The sequence below is a fragment of the Microbacterium sp. ARD32 genome (assembly GCF_031844385.1).
Lineage (GTDB): Bacteria > Actinomycetota > Actinomycetes > Actinomycetales > Microbacteriaceae > Microbacterium.
This window is the reverse complement of the sequence record NZ_JAUZVD010000001.1, coordinates 1,692,943-1,709,503: the sequence shown is the minus strand read 5'-3', so window position 1 is coordinate 1,709,503 and position 16,561 is coordinate 1,692,943. Positions and strand designations below refer to the sequence as shown.

Below are 16,561 nucleotides of genomic sequence, written 5' to 3'. Positions count from 1 at the left end.
GTAGTACAGATATTCGATAAAGCAAGGAGAATGCTTCGAGTGGGGGGAGGTTCACTCGATCATTTGTACGGATTCTCGCGGCCCCGCAGCCGGTCGATCTCCCGCCGCTCCCGCTTCGTCGGACGTCCGGCCCCGCGATCGCGCACCGCCAGCATCGCCACGGGGCCACGGGGCGGCGTGCGGTCGTCGTAGGCGGCTGCGGCCACGGGCGCCCCCACGCGCTTGGTCAGCGTCTGCCGCACCACGAGGATGCGATCGAAGCCGGAGATGCGCACCCGCACCTCGTCGCCTGGCACCACCGTCTGCGCGGCTTTGACGCGCACGCCGTTCACGCGCACGTGCCCCGCCCGCACGGCGGTCGTCGCGGCGGACCGGGTCTTGTAGACCCGCACCGCCCAGAGCCAGCTGTCGATGCGCGCCGGCTTCGCGGCATCCGTCATCGCGATCCCCGCCTCGAGAGGGTCCGCAGCGCGCCCCACACGATGAGCCCCTGACCGAGCGTGTACGTGAGCATGACGGCGGGGGCCAGCCACTCCGGAAGGCCCGAGGGCAGGAACAGCCGCAGCGCGAGGATGGAGTCGCTGGCGAGGAAGAAGGCTCCGCCCAGGGCGACGATCGGGTGGCATCGCGCCGACGTCGCCGCGGTGCCGGCCAGCACGAGCCCGTAACCGGCGACCGCCAAGAAGAGCGGACCGGTGTGAGGCCCGACGATGACCAGCATCCCGATCCACCAGACGGCGTACACGAGCGTCCACCACGGCAGGCGACGGATGCCGGCGAAGCGGGTGAACAGCACGATGTAGCCGATGTGCGCGATGCCGAAGAAGCCGAGCATGAGGGGCAGTTCGGGGAGAGCGGGGAAGAAGGCGCCCGCGCCGTCGCCGAGCCAGGAGAAGAGCACCGCACCGAGCAGGAGTCCGATCACGATGGGCGGCCGCAGGCGCGGCGCCGCGAACACGATCGGCACCGCCAGCAGCGGCATGAGCCAGAGCTTGGTCGGTGGGGCGATCGTGCTGTGCAGCGCGATCGCCGCGACATGGACGATCGCGAGGACGATGTACGGCGTCCAGCCGGCGAGCTCGAGCGGGCGGATGCCGCGCGGCATCCGCTCTTCGTCCGCCGATGCGCCGGCGAAGGCCGTCACGAATCCACCGTCACGGACGTGACGGCGCCGTCAGCACGGAGGCGCGCGACCGGCCAGGATCCGTCGGCGTCGCCGATCGGCGGATGCTGTGCGCTCATGGCCTCACGGTAGCGGACTCGGGTCTCAGCTCGCGCACCACGAGCACTCGACCGCGGGTGAGCTGCGCGGTCTGCCGGAATCCCTGCGCGAGGAAGGTCGAGAGCGCGCCGTGGAACAGGTCGTTGGGGCGGTGCGTGCCTTGGGAGGTGTCGACGGGATACGCCTCGATGAGGCGGGCACCGGCCTCATCGGCGCAGTCGACGGCAGCGCGCAGGAGCGCGGCGCTCAGCCCGGTGCCGCGGTGATCGCGGCGGATGACGAAGCACGTGACTGCCCACACGCTCGCGTCGTCGAGCGGCTCGTCCGTGGCGGCGACGATGGCGCGAGTGCGGACGATGCGGGTCTGCGCGCTGCGCGGACCGATGCGGATCCAGCCGGCAGCTTCTCCGTCGACGTAGGCGATCAGCCCCGGTGGGGGACCGGCCGCGATCTCGGCGTGCAGCATGTCCCGCCGATCCTCGACGGTGGTGGCGTTCCAGTCCTTGTTGCTCACCACGGGCCAGATGCACTGACAGCTGCGCCCGTCACCGCCTCCGGAGAGGGCGTGCTGCACGTCGTCCCATCGGCTGATCGTGGCGCGTTCGGTCGTGATCGTGGACATGCACGGAACGTTACGCGGGCCCTCCGACATAGGCAACGGGAAGGGTGTGCAGCAACGGGTGCCGTGGTTCGCGAGCGCCGTTCGGGTGGGCTAGGATAGGGGAGTTGCCCGCGCTCCGGCGCGGATCACAACGGGCTGTGGCGCAGCTTGGTAGCGCACTTGACTGGGGGTCAAGGGGTCGCAGGTTCAAATCCTGTCAGCCCGACCGAGAAGCCCAGGTGAGAGTAATCCTCTCACCTGGGCTTCGCGCTTCTCGCCAGCCGACTCCAAGGAGGATCATGCACGCCTCGGGAACCTTCACGGTGAAGGGATTCACTCCCCTCGAACCGCCGCTGAGCACCGGGCCCGAGACGGCGACAGCCGTCTCGGTCGCCAAGCTCGAGAAGCATTTCGCGGGAGAGATCTGCGGGCACTCGACGACCGTGTTCACCTACGCGCTCGCACCCGCGAGCGACAGCGGTGGCTACGTCGCGATGGAGTCCTTCGAGGGATCGCTGCACGGCCGGTCGGGGACCTTCAACTTCACGCATTCCGCCACGACCGCCGGTGCGGATCGGAACGACGAGTCGCTGACCATCATTCCCTCCAGCGGCACCGGAGAGCTGGCCGGAATCTCCGGCGGCGGAGCGATCCGTGTCGACTCCGACGGCATCCATCACCTTCGACTCGACTACCGCCTCGGCAGTGGGCCCCAGCAGAGCGGCGAGGCACGGCAGAGCGGCGAGGCCCAGCAGAGCGGCGAGCAGCATGCGCAGCGCGCGACGGATGCGGCGGATGCCGAGCGCGCGCTTCCGCAGGTGATCGTCCTGAACGGCGGATCCAGCTCCGGAAAGTCGTCCGTCGCGCGAGCGCTGCAGGAGATCCTGCCGGGCATCTGGCTGACCTTCGGCGTGGACACGTTCATCGACGCGCTGCCGGGTCGGGGCGACAGCCCGAGATCAGGGATCAGCTACGGCGCCGACGGCAGCGTCTCGGTGACGGCGGAGTACCGGCGGCTGGAGACGGCGTGGTACTCCGCGATGCGGACGCTGGTGCAAGCCGGCGCCCACATCATTCTCGACGAGGTGCTGCTCTCGGGCGGCGCAGGACAGCGGCACCTGCTTTCCGCGTTCGAAGGGTCGTCGCTGCTGTGGGTCGGAGTGCGGTGCGATCCTGACGTCGCCGCGGACCGGGAGGCCTCTCGCGGGGACCGTGTTCCGGGCATGGCACGTCTGCAGGCGTCGCGCGTGCATGATGGCGTCCGATATGACATCGAGGTGGACACCACGACGCGATCGCCCGGCGCCTGCGCGCAGCTGCTCGCCGACTTCGTGACCGCGGCGGGCTGAGGCATCGGATGCGCCGGGACTGGCGTTGATCGGTAGTTCACGCGAACATTCGTCGAATTCCGCACCGCGGGGCGCTGACAGGTGCCATGATGGGCCCAAGGATGTGCTTCGGGGAGGAAGTCGGTCCCACCGGGTACGAGGAGATGACGATGTCGTCGGAGGAGCCTGAGGGCAATGAGACACTGATCGCCTCGGTGCAGCGTGCTCTGCGTCTGGTGGACATCGTCGCCAACTCCCCGCGGCCGCTTCCCGCCAAAGTGCTCGCCCAGCAGGCCGGGCTCACCCTGGGCACGACCTACAACCTGGTCCGCACGCTCGTGCGCGAGCGGTATCTGACGGCCGAGCGCGACGGACTGGTGCTCGGTGGGAGCTTTCCCGCACTGAGCGACGCGAATGCTGCGGGCGTGTTCGTCGCACGCGTGCGAGAATCCCTGCACGAAGTCGCGGACGGAGTCGGCGCGACCGCCTACCTCTCGCGGTACGACGACGGCGAGGTGCATCTGGTGGACATCGTCGATGCCGAGTCCAGCCCGAGAGTCGAGCTCTGGGTCGGACTTCACTCCAGCGCGCACGCGACGGCGCTGGGAAAGCAGATCCTCGCCGAGCTCAGCCCGGATGAGCGCGCCGACTACCTCTCCCGCCATGCGCTCGAGGAGCTCACGCCGTACACGATCCGGGACCGCCGGCTGCTGCTGCGCCAGCTGGAGCGTCCGGCCGCGGCGGTGGTGCGCGACGAGCAGGAGTACGCCATTGGCTACAACTGCCTGGCGGTCCCCGTAAGGGCGCCGGGCCTCACGGCATCCCTCGCCATCTCGCTCCCCACCGGCGGCCCGCCGCAGGACACGACGGCGATGGCCGAGCAGCTGCGCCGCACGGCCAACCGGCTGTCGCTGCGCCTCGGAGCGGACGGATTCTCGGACGCTCCATCCCCGGGACGGTCTCGCGAAGGTCGGTGATGGGAGTGACAGATCCACCGACCATGCGTCACCGCTACGGAACATCACCGCGTGCGCTTCGCCGTCAACGGCGGGCCGGAAGCCGCTCCCGCAGCCCTGCGCACTTCACCATCTGAAAAAGCTCGGGTACCGCACGCACCCGTATCGCTCATAGAGTGTAGGAGAACCGATGGTTGTTGTTCGTCGACTCCGGATCGGGCTGGTTTCCCCAGAGCCGTCCGGTCGCGAGTGGATGCCTGATCGCAGCAGCCCACGGGGGAAGTGACCGCTCAAGCGGTCCGCGCGAGGCGCCGAAGAGGAGTCCCCAGTTCCGAACCGGCGCCTCGCTCATATCCTCTTCATCCTGCGGGGCGAGCCGCCGCATCCGGCTGGAGCCCGCGCAGCGCGATGCCTTGGCTCACTGCGAACAGCAGCACGTCGACGGCGATGGTGAGCACGGCGACGGAGACCAGTGCGGACGTCGTCAGCATGGCAGCGAACGCGATGGCGACAGCGGCCAGGACGTTCACGGCCATCACGATTCGCAGTGCGGACCGCAGCCGGAGATGAGCGAGCAGAGCGATCACCGCCGCCGCCCAGCCGACGACGATCACCCCGGTCAGGGCGATCACGAGGGGAGGCAGCGTGATTCCCTTGGCGATCAGCGCCGCAGCGACCACGATGGCGGCACCGAGAATAGCGCAGTAGATCGCATCGACACGCAGGCTCACGCGGCCGATCCTTTCTGCGTTGAAGCGTGCCATGCTGCATCCTTTCATCGGTGTCGTGCAGTGCGACGCCCTCCAGTCTGCACCCCGCCTCTGCGTCGGGGTCAAGTGCCGCTGCGTCGGGGATGATCCCGTGCGCGGGTGACGGCGATGCCCCGCTGTGAGTCCGCAAACCTGTCCAGCATGGCGCGCAGCTCCCTCGCCCCGACCGCAGCACCGAAAGCCTCCCCGCCCGGCTCGAGCATGATCCCCGCCGCCAGCGGCCCGGCGATCACCGGATCGAAGCCCACGGCGTCCACCAGTCGGGACACCAGCGCCAGATCCTCCGCCCTGTCACCGGCGATCGCGATCGCGCAGCGATCGGTCGCATCCGCCGGACGAGCATCGTCCTGGAGATCCTGATACCCCATGTGCCCCAGCGCCTTGACCACCCGTGAACCCGCCAGGTGCTCCTGCACGAGCTCACTCGTCGAGGTGCGAGGGTCGGTCAGATCCGGCCGGATGCCGTCGGCGCCCCACCAGTAGTTCATGGCGTCGATCACCAGCATTCCTCGCAGCAGCTCGGCGGGCAGCGTGCGGTAGGAGCCCAGCGGGAGTGCGAGCAGCACGGCATCCGCTTCGGCCGCCATCCGCTCGACCGTCACGGCCTGCGCACCCAGAGCGGCCATCGCCCGCGCGATCGGCGCCGGATCACCGGAGCGCGCGACCAGCACGCGATACCCGGCGGATACCGCGAGCGCCGCCAGTACCGAACCCAGCCGCCCCGCGCCGATGATGCCGAGCGTGCGGATGCGATCCATCCCGCCATCGTATGTCCGGGCATGCCGGTGGAGGTCACGGAGCCCGCCCCGCGCCCGACTACCGTGGAACCGGCGCTCCCGATGTGCCGGCCGATCGACGCCGATCGACCGCATCCGACATTCGCGAAATCAGGTCATGTCCTCTCGACGCAACCGCGTGCTCTCCGCCTGGGCGGTGCACGCCTTCACCCTCACAGGGGTCATCTGGGCGACCCTCGCCCTGCTGGCCCTGTTCGACGACGACCCCAAGCTCATGTGGCTGTACCTGGGCATCGCCCTGGTCGTCGACGGAGTGGACGGCACGCTGGCCCGCAAGGCCGAGGTGCGCACCTACGCGCCGCACTTCGACGGGGTGATCCTCGACTCGATCATCGACTATCTGACCTGGACGCTGATCCCCGCGCTGTTCCTGTTCCGCACGGGTCTGCTCGGCGAGGGCGCGCTCGCCGTCGTCCTGCTGCTGCTCATCACCGTGTCGTCGATGTTCTGCTATGCGAACACGAAGATGAAGACGGGTGACTACTACTTCCTCGGCTTCCCCGCGGCCTGGAACGTGGTCGCGCTCGCGATCTGGCTGCTGGACGCCGGAACCGCGGTCAACGCGATCATCGTGGTCGTGCTGGCGCTGCTGACCTGGGCGCCGATCGCGTTCGTGCATCCGCTGCGGGTCGCGCGGTTCCGAACGCTGAACATCATCGCGACCGCGGTCTGGATCCTGGCATCCGCTGCCCTCGTGATCGCCTACCCGACCGGCGAGCCCTGGATCGCCGTCGTCTGGGTGCTCTCGGGCGCCTGGGTGATCCTGACCGGCATCATCCGCACGGTCGCGGCGACCCGCGCGCTGCGGTAGCGCCGGCGCAGAGCCCGCTCCTGCAGGTACTTGACCACCTCGATCGAGATGCTCGCGATCGTCAGCGCGGTGATGACGGCCACCACGAACGGCGGATAGTCGCGTCCGTGCATCCAGAAGTAGACGTACGGCGCGGCGAAGGTCGTGATGGTGGTGAGCGTCGCCAGCATCCGGATCCACCGGCGTGGGGCGAACAGCATCGCCAGCACGCCCCAGGTGTACGGCACCGCGGTGAGGATGTCGATCATCCAGAGCACGAGCAGACTGCCGTGGAACTGCGGGATGAACGCCACAGGCAGGGCGCGCAGCGCGGAGTAGATGCCGACGGCCAGGTACACCGGCACGCTCGGGTCACCCACCAGACGACGGAGCGGATGCATGCGCCGGACGGGTGCGTCCTGTGGCAGCAGGCGCATCGCCGCGCGCGGGACGTGCCTGGTCGGCATCCCGGTGAGCGCCTCGGCCGTCTCGGCGGGAGCGGATGCCAGGCAGAACCGCAGCAGCTGCACGACGTTCACCGCGTGCAGCGCGTCGTCGTCCTGCGGGGCGTCATCGACGGGGTGGACGAGCCCCGGCAGATCATCGGCGAGCATCGCGGCGTCCAGGGGTGAGGCGACCTCGACGAACAGCATCCGGATGCCGTGCTCGAGCGTCTCGCGCAGCACGATGACGCGCTGGAGGGGGTCGCGCAGCCGGCCGGCCTCGACGAAGCGGGTGTTCCGCGGGCCGAGCTCGGCGAGACGAGGGACGCCGGCGACCGCGCAGATCGCGTCGGGCCGCAGCGCCCGCGACGCGATGCGCGGGCCGGCGGCGAGTGCCTCGGGGGAGACGAGCAGCTTCTGCTGCATGCGACGCAACCAGGGGCTGCGCGCGGGCCTTCTGCTCCCCATACCCGAAGCCTAGCGGGAGCGTGCTGACCGTCCGCCGTGGGGCGTGGCGGGTCCGAGGCGCGGGCGCTAGCCGCGCCGCCGAGGTCATCCGCTGAACGCCGCCGGGAGGCCCGCAGCGTGGCGGCCCTCCCGGCGGTGCTCCGGCTATGCGGCGATCAGCTCGTGCCGTGCCGCCATCGTCCGTCGCACGTCGAAGCTGGAGTCGAAGCGTGCGGCGGGCAGGGCGTCGAGCACGGCGAGGTCCTCATCGGAGAGGCCATCCCGTGTCGCCTCGCGGACGAGGTCGTCGGTCGTGGCGGGGTACTCCATCCCGGCGAGGAAACGGTCGAGACGGGAGACGGATGCGGTCATCATGTCATTCCTTTCCACGGAGGCGGGAGGGCCGGGCGCCCGAGCGCGCCCGGCCCTCCCGTCAGGCCGCGATCTCCTCGCGGTGCTCCGACGACTCCACGGCGATCTTGCGCGGCTTCGCCCGCTCGCTCACCGGGATGACGACGGTGAGGACGCCGTTCCCGTAGGAGGCGCTGATGCGGTCGACGTCGACGCCGTCTCCCAGAGTGAACTGGCGCAGGAACATTCCCGAGCTGCGCTCACGCGTGAGCCAGCGGGAGCCCTCGCCGGTGTCGGCGGTGCGCTGCGCGCGGATGGACAGCTGGGACCCGTCGACGTCGACGTCGATCGATCCGGGGTCGACGCCGGGGAGATCCGCATGCAGGACGTAGGCGTCCCCGTCGCGGAAGAGGTCCACCGGCATCAGCCGAGGCGATCGAACGGAATCCAGCACGCTCGCAGCAAAACGATCGAACTGGCTGATCGGATCGAATGTCATTCCCATGGTGTACTCCTTTCGATCTGCCCGTGAGACGGGCTCAGGTGGATGATGCAGGGGATCTGCATCTGAACGTGTAGATTTGTTATAGATCAAGCCACCGAAAATCGCAACCCAATCGGAGAAGTCTCAGACATGACAGAACCTGACAGGGCCACACCGCTCTACGGGATCGCCGTGGCCGCCCAGCTCGTGGACATGCCCGAGGCCACGCTGCGCCTCTTCGAACGACACGGCCTGCTCGATCCGCATCGCAGTGACGGCGGCACCCGGCGCTACAGCGGCAACGACATCGACCGTCTGCGCAGGGTCGGGCGACTGCGCGACGAGGGCATGAACCTCGCCGGGATCGGACGCCTGCTGGAGCTCGAGGACGAGAACGCCGGACTGCGCGCGGAGCTGGCCGCCGAAAGGGCCGAATCCGACGAGTGATCCGCCGTGGCGTCAGGCGTTCAGGCCCAGGCGGCCTCGGTGACGCGCGGCGGGTGAGTGCCGGCGTCGTACACGCGCACCCAGCGCACCTCGACCGCGATGACCGCGAAGCCGTCGGCCAGAGCGCGCGATCCGGGGAAGCGCGCACTGTAGGCCTCGCCCAGGCGTCGCCGCTCGTCGTCGACGCTCACGCGCGCTCGGCCCTCGAGCTGCACGGTCACGTCGGCGTCGGTGACGACGACCGCCACCCGCGGGCGGGTGCGGATGTTCGCCACCTTCCGGGAGCTCTCGAGGGCATCGAGCACCAGGAGTCCGTCGTCCGTCGCGGTCAGCCCCACGAAGGCGGCCTGCGGCTCGGCATCCGACCCGACCGACGCGACCACGCCCGCTCCACAGGCGCGGACGAACTGCGCGACGGCGGAGCGGTCAACGGCATCGAAGCTCATGAGTCCGACGATAGGGGCAGCGCGCGCTCCCAGGAGGCGACGCCGCCGGGGACGACGCGGAACAGCGGGTGCGGCCGAGGCTGCTCCTGAGCCCACCGCTCGGCATCCACCGGACTTCGCACCCGCAGCTTCGCTCCGAGGTGCTCCCACTCCAGCTCGAGCTGCCCTTCGGTCACATCGAGGATCGCGCCAGGGCTCGACGGGGAGATGATCCGGGACCGATCGAAGCGATAGCCGCGGGCATCCGCCTCGTCGGCCACCCCGCTGAGGTAGGCGCCCACCGCAGAGAGCGGATCGGGAACGGCGCGGAACCGCTCCAGCTGCGGATGCCGCCGATATCCCCGGGTGCGCCCGGCGAGCACCGCCTGCGCCAGCAGCGCCTCGCGCCAGCAGGCCACCAGTGCGGCCCGGTCGAGCTGCGAGGGGTGCACCGACCAGAGCCTCATGCCGAGACCTCATTCCGGGCTTCGGCATCCTGCGATGCCTCGGGCTGCTCGGCATCGCGCCGGGCCAGGCGGGAGGGCCACCAGATGACGCGGCCGAGATCGTAGGAGAGCGCCGGCACCAGCAGGGAGCGCACCACGAAGGTGTCCAGCAGCACGCCGAACGCCACGATGAACGCGATCTGCACCAGGAACAGGATCGGGATCACGGACAGCGCCGCGAAGGTCGCCGCCAGCACCAGGCCCGCCGAGGTGATCACGCCGCCGGTCACCGAGAGGCCGCGCAGAATGCCCTCGCGCGTGCCGTGGCGGCGGGACTCCTCTCGCACCCGCGTCATCAGGAAGATGTTGTAGTCGATGCCCAGCGCGACCAGGAACACGAAGCCGAACAGCGGCACCGCCGGGTCGGCTCCGGGAAAGCGGAACACGCCGTTGAACACCAGCGCCGCGACGCCCATCGCCGACCCGAACGACAGCACCGTGGTGAGGATGAGCAGCACAGGGGCGACGACCGCCCGCAGCAGCAGCATCAGGATGAGCAGGATCACGCCGAGGATCACCGGGATGATCAGGTTGCGATCGTGGATCGACGCCGCGTTCGTGTCGACGGCGGTGGCGGTGACCCCACCCACCAGGGCATCCGTGCCGTTCAGGTCTGCCCGCAGCCGCTCGACGGTGCGCTCCGCGGACGCGGAATCCGCGGCATCCGTCAGCGTGCCCTGCAGCAGCACCCGGCCGTCGACGACCGTGGGCTCAGGCGCTGGGGTGCCGGGAGGACCGAAGGCGGTGATGCCGTCCTCGGTGATCGAGGTGCTGCCGGACGGCGAGTCCGACGCCGTCACGGAGACGCCGTCGATGCCGTCGTCCGCGAGCAGCACGTCGGCGACGTCCTGCAGTCGCGACTCCTCCGCGAGCACGTAGACCGGACTCCCGGAGCCTCCGGGGAAGTGCTCGCCGAGCACGGCCTGCCCGTCCCGCGCCTCGGACGTGCCGAGCACGAGGTCGGACTGCGGCACTCCGTCGGCATCGAGCTGCACCGCGCCCGCGGCGGCCACCGCGAGCACGAGTGCGGTCGGGATCCAGATCGCGCGCGGGTGACGGCGGATGCCCCGTGCCAGTCGCGGCCACAGGCCCCGACCCTGCAGCGGGTCGGCCTGCATCGTGCGGCCCGGCTCGAACGCGGGCCGGCGCGGCCAGAACGCCGCCCGCCCGGCGAGACCCAGCAGCGCGGGCAGCAGCGTGAGCGCGGCGAGCATGGCGAACACGATGCCGATCGCCGCCACCGGGCCCAGGGTGCTGTTCGACTTCAGGTCGCTCAGCAGCAGGCACAGCAGACCTGCGATCACCGTGCCGCCGGAGGCGAGGATCGGCTCGAAGGCGCCCTTCCACGCTGCGCGCACGGCCGCCCAGCGGTTCTCGGTGGAGTGCAGCTCCTCGCGGAACCGGGAGACCAGCAGCAGCGAGTAGTCCGTCGCGGCGCCGATCACCAGGATGAACAGGATGCCCTGGGTCTGGCCGCTCAGCAGCAGGATCCCGAGCTTCGCGGCCCACCACACGACCAGGAGCGCCACGCACAGGGCGAACATGCTGGTGCACAGCACGATCAGAGGCAGCAGGAGCGAGCGGTACACGATCACGAGGATCACGAGCACGGCCAGCAGTGCCACCAGCAGCAGGATGCCGTCGATGCCGGAGAACCCGGCGAGGAGGTCCGCGGTGAACCCGGCCGGTCCAGTGATGTGCACGGTGACGCCGTCAGGCACGCTCTTGCGCAGATCGGCCGACAGTGCGGCGGTGACCTCGCCGACCTCGGCATCCGCGTCGATCGGCACGAACGCCTGCGCGGCCAGACCGTCGTCCGAGAGCAGCACAGGGGAGGAGCCGTCCTTCACGCCTTCGGCGGCGGTCGCATCCTCGAGCCCGGCGGCGAGCTCGTCCTTGAGGGCGTCGTCGATCTTCGCATCGGATGAGAAGACGACCACGGCCGGGATCGAGTCAGAACCGAGGAAGTCGCCCAGCGACTTCTGCACCTCGGTGGCCGCCGCCGAATCCGGCAGGTAGGCGGTGGCGTCGTTGGACGAGACCTCGTCGATCTTCCCGAACAGCGGTCCGCCGAGGCCGGCTCCCACCAGCCACAGCAGGATGAGCGCGGACGAGAACAGGACTCGTGGCCAGGTGCGGTGCGTCTTCTCGGTGCTGTGCGACATGACGGGCCCTTCTTCGCTGGAATCAAGAAGAGGATATTGCTAGCCAAGCTAGAAAACAACTCGGCATGAATAGAGGAAAGGCTAGAATGCAGGGCATGCGAGAGGAATCCGCCGCAGCGGGCATCCCGGCCGAAGGCGGCCGGACGACGCAGACGCCCGACGGCCTTGCCGATGCCGACGTCTACGACGTCGACTACAGCGATCCGGACCAGATGCTGGTCGATCGCGAGGGCATGCCCGCCGCCGACGTGCGGCAGATCACCGAGCTGATGTCGTCGCTGGGGGAGCTCCGCGACGCGGAGGAGCGGCTCTCCGAGGCCTCGCGCCGCTACATGCGGCTCAACGACACCGACATGCGCGCCCTGCACTACCTGATCGTGTGCGCCCACCGCGGGATCCTCGCGACGCCCGGCGGCATCGCCCACCATCTGCGCATATCGTCGGCCTCGACCACCAAGCTCCTCGACAGGCTGGAGCGCGGCGGGCACATCGTGCGCGCACCGCACCCCACCGACCGGCGGGCGCTGGCGATCTCGATCACCCCGCAGACGCATCAGGCCGCCATGGAGACGGTGGGCAGACAGCAGGCGAAGCGCTTCTACGCGGCGGCCAGACTCACCGCAGCCGAGCGCGACGTGGTGATCCGCTTCCTGAGGGACATGGCGCGCGAGATCGCACCCGGCGACGAGGCGTGGACTCGGCAGCAGCCGGAGGACTGACCGCCGCCCCGCCCACCGAGCGCTCGCGGTGCCTAGAGTGTGGTCATGGAGAAGAATCGAGCGGAGGAGCCCGAGCGGCCGGCCGCCGTCGACGCCGAGGAGGCGCTGCGCGAGGCCGACGCTGCTGCGGGCGCCGCGAAGGCCGAGGCGAATCGCTGGGGCGGCGCAGACAAGAAGCCCACCGAGCCGAAGGACCGCTTCTGGTGAGCTGGGACGAGATCACCGAGCCCCGGCGGCGAGACGAGCTGATCGCGGCGGCCGTCGCCCGCGCGTACGGGGCGAAGGCCGCGGCCGAGCGGCAGGAGACCCCGGCCCCCGAGTCGCCCTCCGGCGAGATCTGGTCGACCGACGACGGCGCCGCGACCGTGTGGGCCATCCCCGGCGAAGGCGAGGTGGTGCTCGCCGATGTGCACACCGCCGAGCAGGACCCCGACGCGGTCTGGACGCTTCTCGAAGACCTGGCGGTCGTGGCGGGCTGGACGGGCATCTGGCATTTCAGCTCCTTCAGCGGCGACGCCTTCATGGCCGCGCTCGCCGAATCCGCGGACGCTCGCCGCGTCGCGACGAAGATGCGCGTCGAAGTGGCCGAGGTGCCGGCGCCGAGCGGCATCCGACTGCATGCGATGGACGACGCGGACTACGCAGCCTTCCGCGACGCGTCGGATGAGGAGTACGCCCAGGAGCGCTTCGACTCCGGCGCCGACCCGACGATCGAGGCCGCGCGCCGGACCACGGCCGAGCAGATGCTCGAGCTGCTGCCCGACGGGCTGCAGACGTCGGGGAACCGGTTCTGGACCGTCCGTGACGGCGATGACCGGCGTGTGGGGATCCTGTGGCTGCATCTGCGCGAGAACCTCGGGTTCATCTACGACATCGCCATGGATGAGGATCGGCGGGGACAGGGACTCGGCACGCAGACGCTGCGCGCAGCGGCGGCGGAGACGGCGCGCGCGGGGCTCGGCGTGCTGGCCCTGAACGTCTTCGGCAGCAACCCGGGCGCGCGACGGCTGTACGAGCGCGAGGGATACCGCGTCACCGAGTCGCTCTGGTCGGTCCCGATCCCGCGGCGCTGACGGCATCATCCGGCGTCGGCGCGGACCCCGCGATCGTGGATGCACGGGGCCGCACCGCGCTCGACGACGCCGGTGCCGTCAGCCGTCCTGCAGGATCCGCAGCACTTCGTCGGCCGTGATCTCCCCACCCGTCGCATCCGTGTGCTGCTGCACTCGCACCGCCAGCTCGACCTGCTCCTCGCGCGTCAGTTGGATGCCGTGGGCGGCCTCCAGGAGATGCGCGATGCCGCCCTTGCCCGATTGCGAGTTGACGCGGATGACGGCCTCGTAGCCTCTACCGATGTCGGCCGGGTCGATCGGCAGGTAGGGAACGCGCCAGGCGATCTCGCTCTCGCTCCGCCCCTCCGAGGCCGCACGGCTCCGGTGCTCGGCCAATCCCTTGCGGATCGCGTCCTGGTGCGTGCCGCTGAACGCCGTGTGCACGAGCGATCCGGCATACGGATGCCGCGGGTGCACCTCGATGCGATTGCACTCCTCGACCGTCGTGCGGATCTCGTCGATGTCCGAGAAGTCGATCATCGGGTCGATGCCCTGGGTGTGCAGGTTCAGGGCGAGCGTCACGAGATCGACGTTCCCCGTGCGCTCGCCGTTGCCGAAGAGGCAGCCCTCCACGCGCTCGGCCCCCGCGAGCATCGCCAGCTCCGCGCACGCGATGCCGGTCCCGCGATCGTTGTGCGGATGCACGGAGAGGATCACGGAATCCCGCCGTGCGAGATTGCGATGCATGTACTCGATCTGATCCGCGTAGACGTTCGGCGTGGCGATCTCCACCGTGGCCGGCAGGTTGATGATCACGGGGCGATCAGGCGACGCATCCCACAGTGCGGTCATCGCGTCGCAGATCTCCAGCACGTAGTCGGGCTCGGTCTGGTTGAACACCTCGGGGGAGAACTCGAAGCGGACGTTCGGCAGATCGCCCGCGGCCTCGAGCACGTCCCGGCCACCGCCCAGGATCAGCTCCCGCAGCTCGCTCCGGTTGCGGCCCAGCACCACCTCGCGCCAGATCGGGGCGGTGGCCGTGTAGAGGTGGATGACGACATCGTTCCGGATGCCGCGGATCGCGGCGGCTGTGCGCTGGATGAGGTCCCGTCGGGCAGGCGTGAACACCACGATCGTGACATCTTCCGGCGCGAGATCGGTCTCGGCGAGCAGCCGCACGAAGTCGTAGTCGGTCTGCGAGGCGGACGGGTAGCCCACCTCGATCTCCTTGTAGCCCATCGCGACCATGAGCTCGAAGAAGCGGCGCTTGCGCTGCGGGCTCATCGGCTCGGCGAGGGCCTGATTCCCGTCGCGCAGGTCGACGGGAACCCACAGGGGCGCCGCGGTCGGGCGTCGGGCGGGCCATTGCCGCTCGTCTCCGAGGAGCACCGACACGCGGGAGAAGGCATCGGAGTACCGGTGCGAGGGCATCGGCGAATGTCGTTGCCGGTTCCACGCCGGTGCGACTCGCTCGGAGTCGACGGCGGGGGAGGGAGGAGTGATGGATGCGGACATGGTTCTCTTCTTCCGGTCTGGTGGGTGCGACCGGCCTGGGGACGTCGAGGCTCCACGACGGGGAGCCGATCGAACTAGGCCCCGTCGTGGCGACGAAGGAGGAGACCCTGGTGAAGCATGGCTAGACTGTAACACAACTCCTCAGACAAGCAGATGGGTTGAGATGGCACAGGTGATGCGCGAGACACTGGCTGACCGGGCGGCGCAACTCTTGCTCGACCGGATCCGGAGCGGGGAATGGGCGCTCGGAGAGAGACTGCCCAGCGAGACCACGCTCGCGCCCCAGCTCGGAGTCGGCCGATCCACGGTGCGCGAGGCGATCCGCCAGCTCGCCGCGAAGGGCGTGCTGCAGACCCGGCAGGGCGCAGGCGTCTTCCTGACCGCCCTCGACGTGCGGAGCGACTGGGACGACGTGCTGCGCCGCGCCGACATCCTCGCCGTCATCGAGACGCGGACCGCGATCGAGAGCGAGGCCGCGGATCTCGCCGCCCGGCGACGCACGCAGGCGGACCTCCGCGCCCTGCGGCAGGCGCTGGCGGGGCGTGATGCATCTCGTGCTGCAGCCCGCGCCTCGCGCCGCGCCGCGTCGATCGAGGGGCACGTCGACGCCGACCTGGCGCTGCACAGGTGCATCGTCGTCGCCGCGCACAACCCGGTCCTGCTCGACCTGTACGACAGCCTCACACCGCGACTGCGTCAGGCGATGATCGACATGCTCAGGATGCGCCGGTCGTTCGGCGATGACGACGACCACGAGGCTCACGTGGATCTGGTCGAAGCGGTGGTGGGCAGGCGGTCGTCGGAGGCGTCAGCGCTCAGCCGGGCGCACCTCGCCGGACTCGCCGAGGCGATCGCATGACTCATCGTCATGCGGACACGGTGCTGGAACTGCAGGACGTCCATCTCCGTCGGAACGGGCGTCCCATCCTGCGTGAGGTGTCGTTCACGGTGAGGACGGGGCAGCGCTGGGCGCTGCTGGGTCCGAATGGCGCGGGGAAGAGCACCATTCTCGGATTCTGCGGTGCGCAGACGCACCCCAGCGCCGGGACGGTGGATGTGCTCGGGGAGCGGATCGGTCGCGTCGATCTGCAGGCGCTGCGCCGGCGCATCGGACACGTCGACCCGAGGCATCCGCTCCAGTCGGCGCTCTCGGCGACGCAGGTGGTGCTCACCGGTGTGACCGGGACCGTCGAGCTCCCGATGAGGTGGACACCGCGGCCCGAGGAGGTGGAGAGAGCCCGCACCGCGCTCGACGCCGTCGGCCTTGCCGATCGGCATGAGGCGAACTGGTCCACCATGTCGCAGGGCGAGCGAGGGCGCGCACTGATCGCGCGCGCCCTCGTCGTGCAGCCCGAGCTGCTTCTGCTCGACGAGCCCACGACCGGACTCGACGTCGCGGCCCGCGAGCAGTTCCTGGAGACGGTGGATGCCCTGGTGCGTCGAGAGCCGGAGCTGACCAGCATCCTCGTCACGCACCATCTCGAGGAGCTGCCCGAGACCACGACGCACGCGCTCGTGATCTCGGCGGGCGAGGTGGTCGCGG

At 69.8% G+C, this 16,561-nt stretch carries 20 protein-coding genes, 1 tRNA gene and 1 pseudogene; 10 read left to right on the top strand and 12 right to left on the bottom strand.

The features are described from left to right. Positions 1 to 59 precede the first annotated feature (59 nt). From Q9R19_RS08135 to Q9R19_RS08125, 3 genes are all read right to left on the bottom strand, one after another. Positions 60 to 440 carry a S4 domain-containing protein gene (locus Q9R19_RS08135; RefSeq protein ID WP_311255808.1) on the bottom strand — a complete coding sequence of 127 codons (381 nt, stop codon included), beginning with the start codon at positions 438 to 440 and terminating at the stop codon, positions 60 to 62. Continuing rightward, positions 437 to 1,144 carry a lysoplasmalogenase gene (locus Q9R19_RS08130; RefSeq protein ID WP_311255807.1) on the bottom strand — a complete coding sequence of 236 codons (708 nt, stop codon included), beginning with the start codon at positions 1,142 to 1,144 and terminating at the stop codon, positions 437 to 439. Before Q9R19_RS08130 ends, Q9R19_RS08135 begins: the two co-directional genes overlap by 4 nt. Before the next feature lie 94 nt (positions 1,145 to 1,238). Continuing rightward, positions 1,239 to 1,844: a GNAT family N-acetyltransferase gene (locus tag Q9R19_RS08125; RefSeq protein ID WP_311255806.1), complete on the bottom strand. Its 606-nt coding sequence runs from the start codon at positions 1,842 to 1,844 to the stop codon at positions 1,239 to 1,241. Positions 1,845 to 1,975: 131 nt separating this feature from the next. Between Q9R19_RS08125 and Q9R19_RS08120 the strand changes: the two genes are divergently transcribed. From Q9R19_RS08120 to Q9R19_RS08110, 3 genes are all read left to right on the top strand, one after another. Continuing rightward, positions 1,976 to 2,049 (top strand) — tRNA-Pro (locus Q9R19_RS08120). 73 nt (positions 2,050 to 2,122) lie between these two features. Next, positions 2,123 to 3,172, top strand: a complete 1,050-nt coding sequence (locus Q9R19_RS08115) for a phosphotransferase-like protein (protein WP_311255805.1) — start codon at positions 2,123 to 2,125, stop codon at positions 3,170 to 3,172. Positions 3,173 to 3,321: 149 nt separating this feature from the next. Then, positions 3,322 to 4,128: an IclR family transcriptional regulator C-terminal domain-containing protein gene (locus Q9R19_RS08110; RefSeq protein ID WP_311255804.1), complete on the top strand. Its 807-nt coding sequence runs from the start codon at positions 3,322 to 3,324 to the stop codon at positions 4,126 to 4,128. 338 nt (positions 4,129 to 4,466) lie between these two features. On the opposite strand, the gene Q9R19_RS08105 is transcribed toward Q9R19_RS08110, so the two are convergent. Continuing rightward, the gene (locus Q9R19_RS08105) at positions 4,467 to 4,871 is read right to left on the bottom strand and encodes a hypothetical protein (RefSeq protein WP_311255803.1); all 405 of its coding nucleotides are present in this window, start codon (positions 4,869 to 4,871) and stop codon (positions 4,467 to 4,469) included. Positions 4,872 to 4,939: 68 nt separating this feature from the next. Further along, positions 4,940 to 5,635 (bottom strand): NAD(P)-binding domain-containing protein, encoded by a 696-nt coding sequence (locus Q9R19_RS08100; protein WP_311255802.1) that lies wholly within the window; start codon positions 5,633 to 5,635, stop codon positions 4,940 to 4,942. A gap of 136 nt (positions 5,636 to 5,771) precedes the next feature. On the opposite strand from Q9R19_RS08100, the gene Q9R19_RS08095 reads away from it, so the two are divergent. Further along, positions 5,772 to 6,485 (top strand): CDP-alcohol phosphatidyltransferase family protein, encoded by a 714-nt coding sequence (locus tag Q9R19_RS08095; RefSeq protein WP_311255801.1) that lies wholly within the window; start codon positions 5,772 to 5,774, stop codon positions 6,483 to 6,485. Here Q9R19_RS08095 and Q9R19_RS08090 read toward each other — a convergent pair. From Q9R19_RS08090 to Q9R19_RS08080, 3 genes are all read right to left on the bottom strand, one after another. Further along, the gene (locus Q9R19_RS08090) at positions 6,377 to 7,375 is read right to left on the bottom strand and encodes a hypothetical protein (protein ID WP_311255800.1); all 999 of its coding nucleotides are present in this window, start codon (positions 7,373 to 7,375) and stop codon (positions 6,377 to 6,379) included. The two genes, Q9R19_RS08095 and Q9R19_RS08090, sit on opposite strands and share 109 nt — an antisense overlap. Positions 7,376 to 7,519: 144 nt before the next feature. Next, positions 7,520 to 7,729, bottom strand: coding sequence for a DUF2795 domain-containing protein (locus Q9R19_RS08085; RefSeq protein WP_311255799.1), 210 nt, complete (start codon positions 7,727 to 7,729; stop codon positions 7,520 to 7,522). 58 nt (positions 7,730 to 7,787) lie between these two features. Continuing rightward, positions 7,788 to 8,210 carry an Hsp20/alpha crystallin family protein gene (locus Q9R19_RS08080; RefSeq protein ID WP_311255798.1) on the bottom strand — a complete coding sequence of 141 codons (423 nt, stop codon included), beginning with the start codon at positions 8,208 to 8,210 and terminating at the stop codon, positions 7,788 to 7,790. Positions 8,211 to 8,339: 129 nt separating this feature from the next. On the opposite strand from Q9R19_RS08080, the gene Q9R19_RS08075 reads away from it, so the two are divergent. Next, positions 8,340 to 8,636, top strand: coding sequence for a MerR family transcriptional regulator (locus Q9R19_RS08075; RefSeq protein WP_311255797.1), 297 nt, complete (start codon positions 8,340 to 8,342; stop codon positions 8,634 to 8,636). A gap of 20 nt (positions 8,637 to 8,656) precedes the next feature. Here Q9R19_RS08075 and Q9R19_RS08070 read toward each other — a convergent pair whose 3' ends face one another. From Q9R19_RS08070 to Q9R19_RS08060, 3 genes are read right to left on the bottom strand one after another with little or no spacing between them, the layout of a single operon-like run. After that, the gene (locus Q9R19_RS08070; RefSeq protein WP_311255796.1) at positions 8,657 to 9,082 is read right to left on the bottom strand and encodes a pyridoxamine 5'-phosphate oxidase family protein; all 426 of its coding nucleotides are present in this window, start codon (positions 9,080 to 9,082) and stop codon (positions 8,657 to 8,659) included. Further along, complete coding sequence (locus tag Q9R19_RS08065; protein ID WP_311255795.1) at positions 9,079 to 9,528, bottom strand: pyrimidine dimer DNA glycosylase/endonuclease V; 450 nt, start codon at positions 9,526 to 9,528, stop codon at positions 9,079 to 9,081. The genes Q9R19_RS08070 and Q9R19_RS08065 overlap by 4 nt, the downstream gene beginning before the upstream one ends. Continuing rightward, positions 9,525 to 11,732, bottom strand: coding sequence for an efflux RND transporter permease subunit (locus tag Q9R19_RS08060; RefSeq protein WP_311255794.1), 2,208 nt, complete (start codon positions 11,730 to 11,732; stop codon positions 9,525 to 9,527). Before Q9R19_RS08060 ends, Q9R19_RS08065 begins: the two co-directional genes overlap by 4 nt. 86 nt (positions 11,733 to 11,818) lie before the next feature. On the opposite strand from Q9R19_RS08060, the gene Q9R19_RS08055 reads away from it, so the two are divergent. The 3 genes from Q9R19_RS08055 to Q9R19_RS08045 are packed head-to-tail and all read left to right on the top strand — an operon-like array spanning position 11,819 to position 13,524. Beyond that, on the top strand, positions 11,819 to 12,451 hold the full coding sequence (locus Q9R19_RS08055; RefSeq protein ID WP_396653452.1) for a MarR family winged helix-turn-helix transcriptional regulator: 633 nt from the start codon (positions 11,819 to 11,821) through the stop codon (positions 12,449 to 12,451). Between the two features lie 45 nt (positions 12,452 to 12,496). Next, positions 12,497 to 12,658: a hypothetical protein gene (locus tag Q9R19_RS08050; protein WP_285630038.1), complete on the top strand. Its 162-nt coding sequence runs from the start codon at positions 12,497 to 12,499 to the stop codon at positions 12,656 to 12,658. After that, the gene (locus Q9R19_RS08045; protein WP_311255792.1) at positions 12,655 to 13,524 is read left to right on the top strand and encodes a GNAT family N-acetyltransferase; all 870 of its coding nucleotides are present in this window, start codon (positions 12,655 to 12,657) and stop codon (positions 13,522 to 13,524) included. The genes Q9R19_RS08050 and Q9R19_RS08045 overlap by 4 nt, the downstream gene beginning before the upstream one ends. Before the next feature lie 78 nt (positions 13,525 to 13,602). Here Q9R19_RS08045 and Q9R19_RS08040 read toward each other — a convergent pair whose 3' ends face one another. Beyond that, entirely contained in the window at positions 13,603 to 15,018 is a 1,416-nt protein-coding gene (locus Q9R19_RS08040; RefSeq protein ID WP_311255791.1) for a 2-isopropylmalate synthase, read from the bottom strand. A 163-nt stretch (positions 15,019 to 15,181) separates the two neighbouring features. Here Q9R19_RS08040 and Q9R19_RS08035 point away from each other — a divergent pair, with 163 nt between their 5' ends. Next, complete coding sequence (locus tag Q9R19_RS08035; protein WP_311255790.1) at positions 15,182 to 15,877, top strand: GntR family transcriptional regulator; 696 nt, start codon at positions 15,182 to 15,184, stop codon at positions 15,875 to 15,877. Continuing rightward, positions 15,874 to 16,410: pseudogene (locus Q9R19_RS08030) on the top strand (ABC transporter ATP-binding protein); the annotation flags it as partial. The gene Q9R19_RS08035 and the pseudogene Q9R19_RS08030, both read left to right, overlap by 4 nt. Between the last annotated feature and the right edge of the window lie 151 nt (positions 16,411 to 16,561).